Here is a 13,910-nt window from a genome sequence, read left to right as displayed (position 1 = left end):
CTAGATTACTCCGTCCCCAGCGCGAGGGCGGATTTGGGGAGGTGGGGCCAATTTTTTCTGCCGTCTTCGAGCAGCTGGGTGGCGTTGTAGTGGTTGTTTCCAGCTGGCTGGCTGCTATTTGTTAGCTGGATGGTCATGCTGCTTTCGATGATAGAGTTTTTCACTCTGTGGGCGGGGATAGATTCTCCCTTCACCCATTGATTGCGGTACTGGACGACGGGAATGCTCTCGCCGTTAGGGAGTTGTTTGTAGGTCTGATAGCCTTCTTTGGTATAAAACCCTGGGGTTTCGTGCGCGGGGATGTCTGAGTATTCAAAGCGGGTGCTGGTTTTCTCCTCGCTAACAACAAATGTCGAGCCGCCGTGTTGCACGGTGAGTTGGGCGGCTCTGAGCAGGCAGAGTTGTCTGCATTGCGCTTCGGTGAATTCGTTATAACAACGGTAGCTAACTTGCCAGCTGGTAGGTGATAGGGGTTTGTCGGAATAACCACCCCAATTTTTTGATGTTCCTTCCCACGGTTGCTGCGGGCGCGAAACTTCAGCTCGGTAGTCACTGCCAATCAGCGAGGAACAACTAGATAGACCAAGCCAGCCAAGCGCGATGGCCACCAAGCTTAACAAATTAAATAACTTACCCTTCATGCTGAGCATTCATAGGAGCGCACCGTTGCTGTGTCTAGCAAACAGTTAGTCTATCTTTGAGGTGTCGTAAATGTCAGCTGCTAGAGAGCTAAGGGCTGACAGTCATGATGAAGCCAGTGTGATGGTATTTCTGGTGAAACTGCTCGATGGTCATGGTTTGTTCAGCGCGCAGTGGATCGGCCACGCTGAGTTGCCCATTGCAGTAGCTAAGGATGGCGATGAAGTGGCCCATCAGCCCCATTTTCACCCCCACGATGGCGGGCAGCTGGCTGTGTTCATCTAGCTGGGCGTGGTTGTGAAAGCTAGTATGATAGCCGCGTGACCGCAGTGCTCTAGCAAGATACCAAACTTCCGTGCCGCCAGTGTAGGAATAGGCATCTCTGGCTATTTCTTGTTCGCTAGCTGGCGTGCCAAAGTAGCTGTGGATGGTAGCGCTGGAGGCGGCTCCACACGTTGAAGGTGTGCTTTGCTGGCAGACTTTGCCTTGCCACTTCTCTTTGAAATCGTCGTCTTTGATAGAGCCAAAGATGGGTTTGATAAATGGCACGGTGACAACGATGATCAGCATCAGAGCGGGCGCGGTGCGGAGGATTTTGGGTAGCCAGCTGGCTAGAATTCCAGCTGGTAGAGCGATGAATATCAGGCAGAGCTCGCTAGCTGGCAGTGAGCGAAATTGAAAATACCACGCGGGAGGATCAATGAGATGAAGGTAATATAAGGAGAAGCTGAGGCCGGGCAGCGCTAACAAAGATGAAATTGTAGCGATGGCTAGCTTCCTTCTGATAGGTGTTTGTTTCAGCTTCAGCTCAGCTGATGGTGATCTTGTTCCTCAACATCATGGGAACCATCCTGTATTGGCTATTCGCGCAATGCAGAGAGACTAGCCAGAAGGCTGCTAGGGTGGCGAATGCTGATGCTGAGAGAGAGCGGGCCATCAAAGAGCGCGCGAATCGCGGCGCATTGTGATGAGTAGTTAGTCTTTTCTCAGGTAGTGGTTTTTGACCATGGCATTGAGCAGGACTTCGCTTTTTTCTAGCTGGAAATTTTGCTGTTGGTCTAGCGGTGAGAACAATGGTGTGCCACCACCGAGCAGGACGGGAATGGTGGTGATGATGAGCTCGTCGATGAGACCTTGTTGGAGGAAATTCTGTACTGTTTTACCACCGTCGATGTAGAGCTGATGGTGGCCATTGTTAGCTGCCGCTGCAATGATCTGGCTAGGCGTGCCAGCTAGCAGCTGAGCTTTGTCACGATAGCCAGCTGGGATTTCTTTTAAGCTATGGCTGAGCACGTAGACGGGCACTGGGTAGGGCCATTCGCAGGCGAAGCTGCAGACGGTTTCAAAAGTAGTGCGGCCCATGATGATGGCGTCAATGCGCTGCATGAATGCAGCAAAACCAAAATCATCGAGTTCGGGGTTAGGGATGCTGTGAAGCCAGTCGAGTTTGCCTTCTTTGTCGGCGATGTAGCCGTCGAGGCTGGTAGCAATGTAGACGATGTTAGCCATTGATCGAGTCTAGCTGGGTTTTGCGATAATTGGAGATTATTTTACCGTGACCATTCCAGCTGGCGGCTGGTCATTGATAGAAAAAAAGCCGCAAGGTGGCTTGCGGCTGTGGAGGTGGTTAGTTTTTTCTAACGATCTAGTCTTAGAGGAATTTTCCTGGGTTGAGGATACCTTTGGGATCGAGTTCGTTTTTGATGCGTTGGTGGAGTAGGTATGATGTCTCACCGAGCGCTTGTTGGGCCCATTTTTTCTTGGCGAGTCCGATGCCGTGTTCGCCGGTGATGGCGCCGTCGTTAGCGAGCACCCACTGGAAGAGTTGGTCGACGGCTTTGTCGGCGCTTTGTTTGGTTTTCGGGTCGTCGTAGTCGCCCACCATGAGGTTGGTGTGGATGTTGCCATCGCCGGCGTGGCCAAAGCAGGCTACGGGGATGCCGGTATCGGCTTCGATCTGCTGGCAGTATTCTACTAGCTGGACGAGCTTGGAGCGCGGCACGACGATGTCTTCGTTGAGTTTGGTCATGCCGGTATTGCGCAGTCCGTATGAGAAGTCGCGGCGCAGTTGCCAGATTTCTTCGCAGGCGTCTTCGTCTGGGGCGAGGTCGATACGCAGTGCGCCGAGCCCTTCGATGAAGGATTTGAGTGATTGGATTTCGCTAGCCACGGTATCTAGCTGGCCGTCGATCTCGACAATCAGATAGGCATCTCCTGGCGGTAGTTTGTCTTCGCCTAGGTAATCTCTAGCGGCTTCGAGGGTGAAAGCGTCGGTGATTTCTAACGCGCTAGGCAGTACTCCGGAGTCGAGGATGGCATTGACGGCGGCAGCGGCGGCGGTGAAATCTGCAAAGGCCACACCGAGCATGGCGCGGGTTTGTGGATGTGGGATAATGCGCACGGTGACCTCGGTTATGATGCCGAGCATGCCTTCTGAGCCGCAGAAGAGGCCCACGAGGTCGAAGCCGGTTTTGTTTTTATGGCAGCGGCCACCGGTGTGCATGATGGAGCCGTCGGCGAGCACCACTTCCAGCCCGAGGATGTAGCTGCGGGTGACACCGTATTTCAGGCAGCGTGGGCCGCCAGCGTTGGTGGCGACGTTGCCGCCGATGCCACATTCTTTGAGTGAGGCGGGATCTGGCGGGTAGTACCAGCCGTGTTCGCGCACGGTGTCGGCGAGCGTTTTGGTAATCACTCCTGGCTGGGCGCGGGCAATGCCATCGCGCGGGTTGATTTCGAGAATTTTATCCATGCGCTCGAGCGCTAGAGCGATGCCTCCATTTACTGGCACGCAGCCGCCGGTGTAGCCTGAGCCGCCTGAGCGACCGTAAACGGGGATGTCGTGCTCATGAGCATACTTGAGCGTAGCTGACACGTCAGCGGTCGACTCAGCAAAGACGACGACCTCGGGAGGCGCGGAGGCATTCCAGCGGTCGATAGAGTAGGTGGTAATATCCTCGGCTGAGGAGGAAACTTTGCCGGCTCCGAGTAGGGAGACTAAATTTTGGTACAAATCACTCACAGAGCTGAAATAGCTGTTATTGGGCGATTGATAAAGTGATTTCGCAGCTAGCTGGCCGCAAGCTGACCATTCTAGCTGGAAGATGAAAAATACAAATGGTGGGCGTGAGCCTGCAGCGACAAATTTGCCCGCTATAAATGATTAGCGCAGGCATCTAGCTGATGTCGTTGGTCTCATGCCGGGTGGGAGGAAGCACTCTCCCTAGCTGCTTAGTGGCGTTTGATCCAGGCGGTTTTAGTTTCGCCTAGCCAATCAATCTTCACTTCTTCGCAGCCGCGTCCTTTACTTAGATAAATGGTGCCTTCTGGGTCATTGCTCTCGTGCTCGTATTTCATGCAGCGAGCGATTTGTTTGGCATTGAGGCGTAGGCCAGTGTGGCTGCGTTGTGGTTTGATCGCGCTTCTTTTTCCAATTGTAGTATTCATTTCTCTATAATGTTGTTGAATTTAAATTAGGTCATTGCTAGATTGGGAAGTTAAATGGTTTTTTACACACTTGTTCACATTCTTGTCCACAAAATTCAGAATTCATTAATGATAAAGATTTCTTGTTAACTTGTGGATCAATGGATTCTCTTACTTCCTGACCATTAATGGACTAGCTGGCCGAGCCGTGGAGAGATTTGTAAACCTTAAGTTATTTTCATCTGTGAATGACTTAGCTGATTCGACGATGAAAAAGGAACTGTGATGTTATAAAAAATAGCGAGAGATAGGCGTGCGTCAAGTGAGCTTGAATAGGCTTAATCACCCGTTTCGTTAGTTTCTAGCTGCCATGCTAGATTTTACCAATGATGCATGAGATTGCAGTGGTAGAAATTATTTTGAAAAAAAGAAATTTATTACGTGAATTGATTTAGCTGATTTAAACAAATATGCATTTTTGGAGATTTTGGTCAGTGATCATCTAGCGGCTGGAATGGCGTCTAGGCCACCAGTAGCTGGATAATTTAGTGGGTGAAATGGCTTAGTTTTCGATACGAGCAGGTTTGCCGGCGACGATTTTTTTCACCTCGGGAATGGTGGCGGTTGTGGTATCGCCGGGAGTGGTCATGGCGATGGCGCCGTGGGCAGTGCCAAATTCCACAGCTTTGGCTGGATCATTGTATTTCATGAATCCGTAGATCAGGCCGGCGGCAAAGGAGTCGCCACCGCCAACGCGGTCGAGGATTTCTAGCTTATCTAAATGGGTGGACTCGCAGCGTTTTCCCTGATGGTAGGAAACGGCGTACCAGTCGTTGCTGCAGGCGGTATGCACGGTGCGTTTGGTGGCCGCACAGGCCTGGAAGTCTTGGTAGTGGCTATCGTCGCCAATCAGGACATCAACGTTTTTGGCAATTTTGTTGCAGAGGTTTTCGTGGGCGTCAAAACCACCGCGGTCGCGCCAGAGCGAGTGGCGGTAGTTGAGGTCAAATGAGACAATGGTGCCGTATTGTTGGGCAATCTTGCAGGCCTCGATAGTTAGCTGGGCGGTGCTATCTGATAGCCCGGTGAAGATGCCGCCTGTGTGAAACCACCGGCAGCCACATTTGCCAAAGATGTAATGCCAGTCGACATCTCCTGGCTGCATATTCATAGCGGCGGTGTGACCGCGGTCTGAGACACCGTGAGCCGCCCGCTGGCCGTAGCCGCGCTCGGTGAAATTCACGCCATTGCGCAGCTGGCTGTCTTCGTCACGCCAGCGAATCAGGTGACTATTCACCCCGCTGTGAAGAATGAGGTCTTCTAGCAGATGGCCGACTTCGTTGTCGACAAGCGAAGTAACGATAGCGGTGCGCAGGTTGAAGTTAGCGCGTAGTCCGCGAGCCACATTATATTCGCCACCACCTTCGCAGCAGTCGAAACTTTTGGCGTAGCGTACAGGTGACAGAAGTGGGTCTAACCTGAGCATGACTTCGCCCAGGGCAATGAGGTCGAACTGACAAGAGTTCTGCGGTTTAATTTTTAGAGCCATAACAAAAAATGGGTAAACACTGAAATGATGACTCACCTGTGGGGGTGTTATGAGAGCTTCAGCTAGCGCAAGCTTGTTAGCTGGCGAGCTGCTTTTTGGGGAATGTAATTGGGCCCAACGATTGGTGAGTACGTTGTCGTTGAGCTGATCTAAATTTAGGAGAAATCTAGCTGCTTGAGGAGCTTCAATATTTAATATTTAGGCAGTCAATTTACCATAAGTGGCTATGTGACAAGGGATTATTATTTTGTTTCTAGCTGGTATAAAAATCCCCTCACCAGCGCGGCTGATGAGGGGTGACTTTACTTGATAGGGAGGGGGTTTAGAAAAATGACCTTAGCGGTCAACGCGAGCTGAGCCACCGCCAACAAGCTTCTCAACTTCTGGTAGAGTTACCATAGTTGTGTCGCCAGGTGTGGTCATCGCCAGCGCTCCGTGAGCGGCACCGTATTCTACAGCTTTAGCGGCGTCGTTGTATGTCATGAAGCCGTAGATCAGGCCAGATGCGAATGAATCGCCGCCGCCAACGCGGTCCATGATTTCTAAGCGATCGCGCTGAGTAGCTTGGTGGAATTCACCGTCGTGCCATGTGATTGCGCCCCAGTCGTTGATAGAAGCTGTGTGAACGTCACGCAGAGTAGTCGCAGTCGCCTTGAAGTTAGGGAACTCAGTGAGCACTTGCTCGATCATCTTCTTGAAGTTAGGAATGGTGAGGCCTGTGATGTTTTCTTCGTCAACACCCTCTACTTTGAAGCCGAGGCATGCAGTGAAGTCTTCCTCGTTGCCGATCATTACGTCGACGTACTTGGCGATTTCACGGTTCACTTTCTGACACTGATCTTGGCCACCTTGTGATTTCCACAGTGATGGACGGTAGTTGAGGTCGTAAGAAACGATGGTGCCGTATTCTTTAGCTTTTTTGCAGGCTTCGATAGCCAGCTCAGCAGTTGTTTCAGAGAGAGCGGCAAAGATGCCACCAGTGTGGAACCAGCGCACACCGCACTCACCAAAGATGTAATCCCAGTCGATGTCGCCCACTTTGAGCTGAGAAACGGCAGTGTGACCGCGGTCACTAACACCCTTAGCTGCGCGAACACCAAAGCCACGCTCAGTAAAGTTGAGGCCATTGCGAACGGCGCCACCAAAACCATCGTAGTCACGCCATTTGATGAACTGAGTATCTACGCCACCCTGAAGGATGAGGTCTTCTACCAGACGTCCAACTTCGTTGTCAGCAAATGCGGTAACAATAGCTGTGCGCTTGCCAAAGCAGCGGCGGAATCCACGCGCTACGTTGTATTCTCCTCCGCCTTCCCAGCAGCGGAAGCTACGAGTGGTGCGAACGCGTCCTTCACCTGGATCGAGGCGGAGCATGACTTCGCCGAGAGAAACCAGATCGTACTGGCAGGATTCTGCTGATTTGATATCAATAGCCATAATGTTTATTGGGTGTTAGTTTTATGTGATTCGTTATTTAACGGAAGCCGCTACAGCAACCGCTTCTTTAGTGAGTTCTACCACCTTGGAGAAATCGCCAGCTTCATACAGCGATGGAGCAACCATCCAGCTGCCGCCACATGCGAGCACTTTGTCGAACTCGAGGTACTTAGTGACGTTGTTAGCGTTGATGCCACCTGTTGGGATGAAGTTCATCATGTTGTAAGGAGCAGCTACAGCCTTGAGAAGTGGCAGGCCACCTACTGCTTCAGCTGGGAAAAACTTCACTACTTTCAGGCCGAGGTCGAGAGCGAGCTCGATGTCTGTTGGGTTAGAAATACCTGGAGTGATGATGATGTTGTTATCCACGCAGTACTTCACTACTTTTGGGTTGATGCCCGGAGAAATGAGGAATGTTGCGCCGTTATCGACGGCTTCTTTAGCTTGATCGATTGTGAGGACAGTGCCCGCACCTACGATCATGTCACCGCGCTCAGCCATGATCTTGATAGATTCAGCAGCTGCAGCAGTACGGAATGTAACCTCTGCCACTGGAAGTCCACCTTCTACCAGGGCTTCAGCTAGTGGAGCTGCTTGGCTAACTTTATCCAGAGCGATTACTGGTACGATGCGGTGTTGTGCTAGTTGTTCGATAACGTTTGTCATAAATTTGTATTTGCCTACTTCTGCATCATTTTGCGAGCATTAATTTAATTAATTTTAGTGTCGTTAAATATAATCTTTTTGCCGCAAAAATGAATTAACAGGAGTGGTGGATCTTTGTAATCGTTTATAAATCAATGTTTGTGGGGGTGTTGTGAATGCTCGTTTTTAGTTGTGCTAAATGACATAGTGCGTCAAAAATGCGACTCTCTAGTAATTTTTGGGTCGTCAAATCAATTTTGGATGTGCACATTGCACTTATGAGTAAACTCAATGAGCTGCCACAAGGCATGGTTGAATCGTTTCGCTGGTATGGTCCAAGTGATCCAGTTAGTTTGCAGGATATCCGCCAGTGCGGTTGTGAAGGTGTGATCACTTCTCTGCACCACATTGCCTATGGCGAGGCGTGGAGCCGTGATGAGATCCGCAAGCGCATCGACGAACTGGCTGCAGCTGGGCTAACATGGTCAGCGGTAGAATCCGTGCCAGTCTCAGAAGCCATCAAAACTCGCACGGGTGATTACCAGCAGCACATCGCTAACTATCAGGAAACTATCAGAAACCTCGGTGCTGAAGGCATTGAGGTTATTATCTATAACTTCATGCCAGTGCTCGACTGGGTGCGTACTGATATGGAGTATAAACTGGATGACGGCTCCGAGTGTTTGCGTTTTGATCCGGTGAAGTTTGCTGCCTTTGAAATCTATCTGCTCAAGCGTCAGGGGGCTGAGGCCGACTACACCGCCGAGCAGCTGGAGAAAGCCAAAGACTTCTACGAATCTATGAGCGCCGAGCAGGTTGCCGTGTTTGAGCGCAATACCATTGACGTCTTTCCTGGCTGTAAAATGGGACTGTCTCTTGATGAAGTTAAGGCGATGTTAGCCAAGTACGATGATATTGATCGCGCCCAGCTGAAGGAGCATCTTAAGCTCTTCCTGCAGGCAGTTATTCCAGCTTGTGAAGAAGCTGGTGTGCGCATGGCGATTCACCCAGATGATCCACCATTTTCTATCATGGGGCTGCCGCGCATCATCTGCACTGAGCAGGATCTGGTAGATCTAGTAGAAATGGTTGATAGCCCAGCTAACGGACTTTGTTTCTGTTCTGGCTCACTCAGCCCAATTCCTGACAACGACCTGCCTGCGATCATCCAGCGCCTCGGTCACCGCATCAACGTGCTGCACCTGCGTAGTACGCAGCGCGAGCCAGATGGCAGCTTCTACGAAGCTAACCACCTTGAAGGCTCAGTAGACATGTACGCAGTGATGAAGGCGGCTCTACAGGAGATGAAAAAACGCCACGTTGCTGGCCGCGCTGATTGGCGACTGGCATTCCGTCCGGACCACGGGCATACCATGCTAGATGATCTATCCAAACCAGCTGCGGATAATCCTGGCTACAGCTGCCTCGGCAGAATGCGCGGGCTAGCAGAACTTCGCGGACTGCAGTTAGGTATTCTTCGTTCAGGCCTGAGCTAACAAATTTCTTTGGTTGGAAACAGGTACCCTGACTTCGCTAGTATTCAGCGAGGTCAGGGTTTTTTGTGTTGTCGCTAGAGTGTTGGTGATTAGTGTGTTTTTTGTAATGAAAAAATCATTTGTATTCACCGTCTTAAGTCTAGCTTCAGCTATGGTTGCCGCTGGGCAAAGTAAGGATCTGGCAGCTGCGGCGCAGAATCCGCTGGCCTCTATGATTAGCCTGCCGTTCCAGAACAATACAACTTTTGGGAATCGTGACGGCGATGTGTCTAACACTCTGAATATCCAGCCGGTATTGCCATTTGAGCTGGGTGACGATTGGAACCTAATCACGCGGACAATCATCCCTGTAGTTAGTGCTCCGGATCCATTTGGAGGCGGCAATGTGAATGGCATTAGTGATACCTCATTTACTGGCTGGTTTTCGCCAAAGGAGCCGGTGAATCACATTACGTGGGGTGTGGGACCAACGGTGAATATTCCAACAGGAAATAAAGATTTTGGTTTTGACCAATGGGGCGCGGGCATTTCCGCGGTGGGTGTTTACATCAAGGATAAATGGGTAGCTGGTGGGCTTGCTAGTAATACTTGGGGATTTGAAGATACTGGTGATCTCAATCTTTTTTACTCACAGGTTTTTGTGAACTATAACATGGAGAATGGCTGGTATGTGGTGTCGGCGCCAATTTTCACCGCTGACTGGAATGCGGATTCTAGCGACCGCTGGGTGGTGCCGATAGGTGGAGGCATTGGTAAAATCATGCGCTGGGGAAAACAACCGGTGAACCTCAACGCGCAGATTTATTACAACATAGAAAAACCTGAAGACTACGGCGATTATACCTTCCGCCTGCAGTTGCAGTTTATGTTTCCTAAATCCTAGCAGGTGAATCTAATGAACTCGGCTTTGGACTTTTCAGCCAAAGCCGAGGTCCCTGCTGATAGGGGTGGATGTTAGTAGTTTTCTTTCAGCCAGCTGATGAGCGGCTGCATGGCATTGGCGCGGTGGCTCATGCCATTTTTGATTTCTTCGCCCAGCTGGCCGAATGTCTGGTCGTGACCAGCTGGCGCAAACATGGGGTCGTAGCCGAAGCCATTGTCGCCGTATTCTGCATCTAAAATGCGACCTTCCACGGTGCCGTCAAAGTGGGCGAGGCGCTCGCCATTTTTCGCCACCACAATCACGCAGCGGAAGCGCGCGCTGCGCACGGTATCATCTGGTAGTTTGGCTAGCTCAGTGAGTAGCTTGGCGTTGTTAGCGGCATCATTGCCATCTTCACCAGCGTAGCGAGCTGAGTAAACACCCGGGTCGCCGCCAAGCGCATCGACTTCGAGTCCTGAGTCGTCTGAGATGATGAGGCCATCAACGAGCTGGGAGATTTCTACCGCCTTAAGGGTGGCATTTTCCAGAAATGTGGTGCCGGTTTCGTCAACTTCTGGCAGGTCTGGCTGGCTGGTGAGGTCGCTGACCTGATAGCCGCTGCCGAGCATGGCTTGGATTTCTTCGGTTTTATGCGCGTTGCGTGTGGCGATGAGAATTTGCTTCATGGCATGAGTATGTTATGGATGGTGGTGACTTTCGAGATAGAAAGAGCAAAATGATGAGATTGGCAATAAAGAGAATGGTTGGGTGTTTGATCCTTGGTGCTGGGGCGCTTGCCGTGCCGCTGAGCGCGGAGCAAGCTCAGGCTGAGAGTGGCGCTGGCAAAGCGGACGCCGTGGCCGCTACAGCAGCTGATGGCGCGTGGCAGACGAATTTGGAGAAGGCTCAGCAGCTGGCTAAAGATGAAAACAAGGCATTGCTAGTGCTTTTCACCGGCTCTGACTGGTGCCCACCGTGCATGATGATGGACGAGAAGGTATTTTCCAAAGCTGAGTTTGCCGAGCAGGCGAGTGAGCAATTTGTTTTGCTAAAATTGGACATGCCACGCGAAGATCCTCAAAATATTGGAGAAGTGAATGAAAAGTTGATGATGAAGTACAAGGTGACGGCGGTTCCTACGGTATTATTATTGGATGCCGAGGGTAAGGAATTTAAGCGTTTTTCTGCTGGCGAATACCCTGATATCAAGGGATTTGTCGAGTATATCGGCCGTCAGTACCGGCGGAAAGATATGGAATAATGGCGGGTGGATTATTTTTTTTTAAAATTTCAGTTGCATATGCGGCCGATGCGTCCTAGCTTCCGCCGCTCTCAAGCAAAATTTTAATACTATGTCTAAGCATTCTTCACTAAAAGCAGTCGGTGGTGCCGGCGGTAAGCGTTCTGTCATGAAGCGTTTTGAGCGCGTAAAAGTTCTCAAGGAGCGTGGTCAATGGGAAGAGGGCAAAAGCGCCGTCGGACTACCAAAGACTAAGCCTGTTAAGTAAGGCTTAATCCCGATCTATTTCCTTCAACCCGTCTGTCGATGCATAATTATGCACCGTAGACGGGTTGATTTGTCTTAAAAATATCATGAACCAAGAAGTACGTCTGAACAAATATTTAGCCTCATGTGGGGTAGGGTCTCGTCGTGCGTGCGACGAAATCATTCAAGCCGCACGTGTGCAGATCAACGGCGAGCCAGTCATCAAGCCGGCAGTCCAAGTTCAGCCAGGCGATCACGTTCGGGTTGATGGTAAACTGGTGGCGCCTAAAGAGGTGTCCGCTATTTTGATCAACAAACCACGCGGGCTAGTCAGCACATGCGACGACGAGCTCGGCCGTGAAACCATCTATTCCATCCTGCCTCCCAAGCTGCGTCATTTGAAGCACGTGGGTCGTCTGGATCGTGATTCGGAAGGTTTATTGGTGATGACTAATGATGGTGATTTAGCCCAGCTGCTGACTCATCCTAAGAAGACCATCGAAAAAGAGTACGTTGTAACTCTCAACCAGGCCTTTGGTAATGAGGTGCTCGATAAAATGATCGAGGGCGTCTACACTCCAGAGGGTAAAGCTCGTGCGAAGTCAATTCGTCGCATTTCACCTCGCCGTGTGGTAATGGTGCTGGAGACAGGCCTGAAACGCCAAATCCGCATGATGTTCCAAGCTGTGCACCTGCGTGTGTCAAAGCTGGTGCGTGTGCGTATTGGCACGCTCGTAGGCGGTGGCCTCGAGCCCGGTGAATACCGTGAGCTGGAAGAGCGCGATATCGAAAAGCTGCAGAGAAATCCGAAGCCGCGAACAGATATTTCTCCTACTGGTCAGAAGTTGTTGGATAGCGACGGACGCGTGAAGCGTACGGTAGCTAAGAAGACATTTGGCGCGCGTAAATCTGCCCGCAAACGTCCAGCTGGAAATCGTCCGTCATCTGGACGCCCTTCAGGTGGCCGTCCATCTAGTGGTCGCCCGCCATCTGGTGGTCCACGTAAATTTGCCAAAAAGCGCAAGAAGTAAGCGTTTTGGCTGAAGTCGATGGTGCCAGCCAGTTAGGCTGGCATGTATCGATGATTTTTTGACTTTAACTTGTGCCGCGAAATCCGCGCAGGCTGTAGAGTTTGCTAGGACTTTCAGCTGGCTGGCCAGCTGAGGTGATAGGTTTTGCGCCTTGCTTGCGCTTTTTGCCAAACTTTTTGCGGTGAGTTCTGAATTGATTGTTGATGAAGGCTTTGCCGCCGATGGCGACGCCGTCGGTGAAGTATTTTATTTTGTGCCGTAGTAGCTCGGCGGGAGAAATTTTGCCCTCTCTAGCACGTTCATTTTCTAGCTGGGATTTGGCATTTTCATCAGTGACGGCTGCGTCTTCTATCAGCCAGAGTCGGTAGCGATGAGCGTTTTTGTGCCAGCTGGTTTGCGCTACACGCATCACCTCGCAGAGCCCGTAGCGACAGCGTTTGCTGCCAGCCAGCGCGGCGGCGTATCCACACCAGCGGTAGTCTTTTGGATCGCTAACGATGCCCGCTCTAACTGGATTAAGATCGATGTAGGCAGCGATGGCATGCAGCGCGGTGAAATCTTCACCGGTTTCGTGTTCGGCGAGTTTGTTAGTAGATTCTACCAATACGCTTTTGTAACGCCCCATCCAAAGCGCACCGCGTCTACCGTGAGTTTTGTTATACCACCGGCTGTAGCGCTCTTTGAGTTCTTTAACGAATTTTTCTAAATTACAAAATCGCTCTTTGTATTTAGTTAGTTGTTCATCGGCGTAGCGTTCCATGCCATTGGCGCGCATGTGCGCCAACTCGGCTCGTAGCTGGCTGATGTACGCTTTGCTATACAGCGTCCGCAGGTGGTCGATCAGCCGCTCTTCCCCTTGATGCTTGGTTTGCGATGGTCTTTCATCTGGCCGACCGTGTGACTCGTAGGCTTCAAATTTGGCATTGAATTTCACCCTGCTAGGCACGCGAATGAGCAGGTGGAAATGGTTATCCATCAAACAATAAGTCAGGATCTTTATGCCTGAAAAGCGCGCCATGCGCCACATGATGCGCAAAAACGCTTCTTTTTCTTGGTCGCCAAACAGGTAATCTCCGCCCGCCGTGCGACTCATCACGTGGTAGCAGTAGGAGTGCTGAGCATCACCAACAATGCGCACATGTCCGCCAGACGGCGGCGCACAAATCATGCCCGCGGCGCCACCAGAAAAACCCGTTTTACAATCCGCCAGCTGCAGCGGCGTCAGCGGCTTCGACTCAGCTGGTTTTTGTTGATTCTGCAATGGTTCTGGAGATTTCATAATCACCAATATCGCACAGAATCAGTGGCTTGCATCTAAAAAATGCCGTGCATCTTTTCG

15 protein-coding genes are annotated in these 13,910 nt (G+C 51.0%); 5 read left to right on the top strand and 10 right to left on the bottom strand.

Annotated features, from left to right (window positions below):
• Positions 1-5 precede the first annotated feature (5 nt).
• From JIN82_RS06465 to eda, 8 genes are all read right to left on the bottom strand, one after another.
• Positions 6-641 carry a CC0125/CC1285 family lipoprotein gene (locus JIN82_RS06465; protein ID WP_200310820.1) on the bottom strand — a complete coding sequence of 212 codons (636 nt, stop codon included), beginning with the start codon at positions 639-641 and terminating at the stop codon, positions 6-8.
• A gap of 88 nt (positions 642-729) precedes the next feature.
• Positions 730-1,389 carry a cysteine peptidase family C39 domain-containing protein gene (locus JIN82_RS06460; protein ID WP_200310819.1) on the bottom strand — a complete coding sequence of 220 codons (660 nt, stop codon included), beginning with the start codon at positions 1,387-1,389 and terminating at the stop codon, positions 730-732.
• 225 nt (positions 1,390-1,614) lie between these two features.
• A complete protein-coding gene (locus JIN82_RS06455; protein ID WP_200310818.1) occupies positions 1,615-2,148 on the bottom strand; it encodes a dihydrofolate reductase family protein in 534 nt (177 codons plus the stop codon).
• A 142-nt stretch (positions 2,149-2,290) separates the two neighbouring features.
• Positions 2,291-3,661 (bottom strand): FAD-linked oxidase C-terminal domain-containing protein, encoded by a 1,371-nt coding sequence (locus JIN82_RS06450; protein ID WP_200310817.1) that lies wholly within the window; start codon positions 3,659-3,661, stop codon positions 2,291-2,293.
• 209 nt (positions 3,662-3,870) lie between these two features.
• Positions 3,871-4,086 (bottom strand): hypothetical protein, encoded by a 216-nt coding sequence (locus tag JIN82_RS06445; RefSeq protein ID WP_200310816.1) that lies wholly within the window; start codon positions 4,084-4,086, stop codon positions 3,871-3,873.
• A 541-nt stretch (positions 4,087-4,627) separates the two neighbouring features.
• Complete coding sequence (locus JIN82_RS06440; RefSeq protein WP_200310815.1) at positions 4,628-5,614, bottom strand: sugar kinase; 987 nt, start codon at positions 5,612-5,614, stop codon at positions 4,628-4,630.
• 336 nt (positions 5,615-5,950) lie between these two features.
• The gene (locus JIN82_RS06435; RefSeq protein WP_234041820.1) at positions 5,951-7,051 is read right to left on the bottom strand and encodes a PfkB family carbohydrate kinase; all 1,101 of its coding nucleotides are present in this window, start codon (positions 7,049-7,051) and stop codon (positions 5,951-5,953) included.
• Between the two features lie 33 nt (positions 7,052-7,084).
• Entirely contained in the window at positions 7,085-7,717 is a 633-nt protein-coding gene (gene eda, locus JIN82_RS06430) for a bifunctional 4-hydroxy-2-oxoglutarate aldolase/2-dehydro-3-deoxy-phosphogluconate aldolase (protein ID WP_200310814.1), read from the bottom strand.
• Between the two features lie 257 nt (positions 7,718-7,974).
• Here eda and uxuA point away from each other — a divergent pair, with 257 nt between their 5' ends.
• Together uxuA and JIN82_RS06420 are read left to right on the top strand one after the other, a co-directional pair.
• Entirely contained in the window at positions 7,975-9,192 is a 1,218-nt protein-coding gene (uxuA, locus tag JIN82_RS06425) for a mannonate dehydratase (RefSeq protein ID WP_200310813.1), read from the top strand.
• A gap of 106 nt (positions 9,193-9,298) precedes the next feature.
• Positions 9,299-10,075 carry a hypothetical protein gene (locus tag JIN82_RS06420; RefSeq protein ID WP_200310812.1) on the top strand — a complete coding sequence of 259 codons (777 nt, stop codon included), beginning with the start codon at positions 9,299-9,301 and terminating at the stop codon, positions 10,073-10,075.
• Between the two features lie 71 nt (positions 10,076-10,146).
• Here the strand turns inward: JIN82_RS06420 and rdgB are convergent, their stop codons facing one another.
• Positions 10,147-10,740, bottom strand: coding sequence for an RdgB/HAM1 family non-canonical purine NTP pyrophosphatase (gene rdgB / locus JIN82_RS06415; protein ID WP_200310811.1), 594 nt, complete (start codon positions 10,738-10,740; stop codon positions 10,147-10,149).
• A 59-nt stretch (positions 10,741-10,799) separates the two neighbouring features.
• Here rdgB and JIN82_RS06410 point away from each other — a divergent pair, with 59 nt between their 5' ends.
• The 3 genes from JIN82_RS06410 (at position 10,800) to JIN82_RS06400 (ending at position 12,571) form a co-directional block, all read left to right on the top strand.
• Positions 10,800-11,315: a thioredoxin family protein gene (locus JIN82_RS06410; protein WP_234041819.1), complete on the top strand. Its 516-nt coding sequence runs from the start codon at positions 10,800-10,802 to the stop codon at positions 11,313-11,315.
• Positions 11,316-11,406: 91 nt separating this feature from the next.
• The gene (locus tag JIN82_RS06405; protein WP_200310809.1) at positions 11,407-11,562 is read left to right on the top strand and encodes a small basic protein; all 156 of its coding nucleotides are present in this window, start codon (positions 11,407-11,409) and stop codon (positions 11,560-11,562) included.
• A gap of 85 nt (positions 11,563-11,647) precedes the next feature.
• Complete coding sequence (locus JIN82_RS06400) at positions 11,648-12,571, top strand: pseudouridine synthase (RefSeq protein ID WP_200310808.1); 924 nt, start codon at positions 11,648-11,650, stop codon at positions 12,569-12,571.
• A 64-nt stretch (positions 12,572-12,635) separates the two neighbouring features.
• On the opposite strand, the gene JIN82_RS06395 is transcribed toward JIN82_RS06400, so the two are convergent.
• Positions 12,636-13,850: a transposase gene (locus JIN82_RS06395; protein WP_200310807.1), complete on the bottom strand. Its 1,215-nt coding sequence runs from the start codon at positions 13,848-13,850 to the stop codon at positions 12,636-12,638.
• Between the last annotated feature and the right edge of the window lie 60 nt (positions 13,851-13,910).

Origin of the sequence: Persicirhabdus sediminis, from assembly GCF_016595495.1 — a bacterium.
GTDB lineage: Bacteria > Verrucomicrobiota > Verrucomicrobiia > Verrucomicrobiales > Akkermansiaceae > Persicirhabdus > Persicirhabdus sediminis.
Note: the sequence above shows the minus strand (reverse complement) of the source record. Positions and strands in the feature narration are given on the sequence as shown.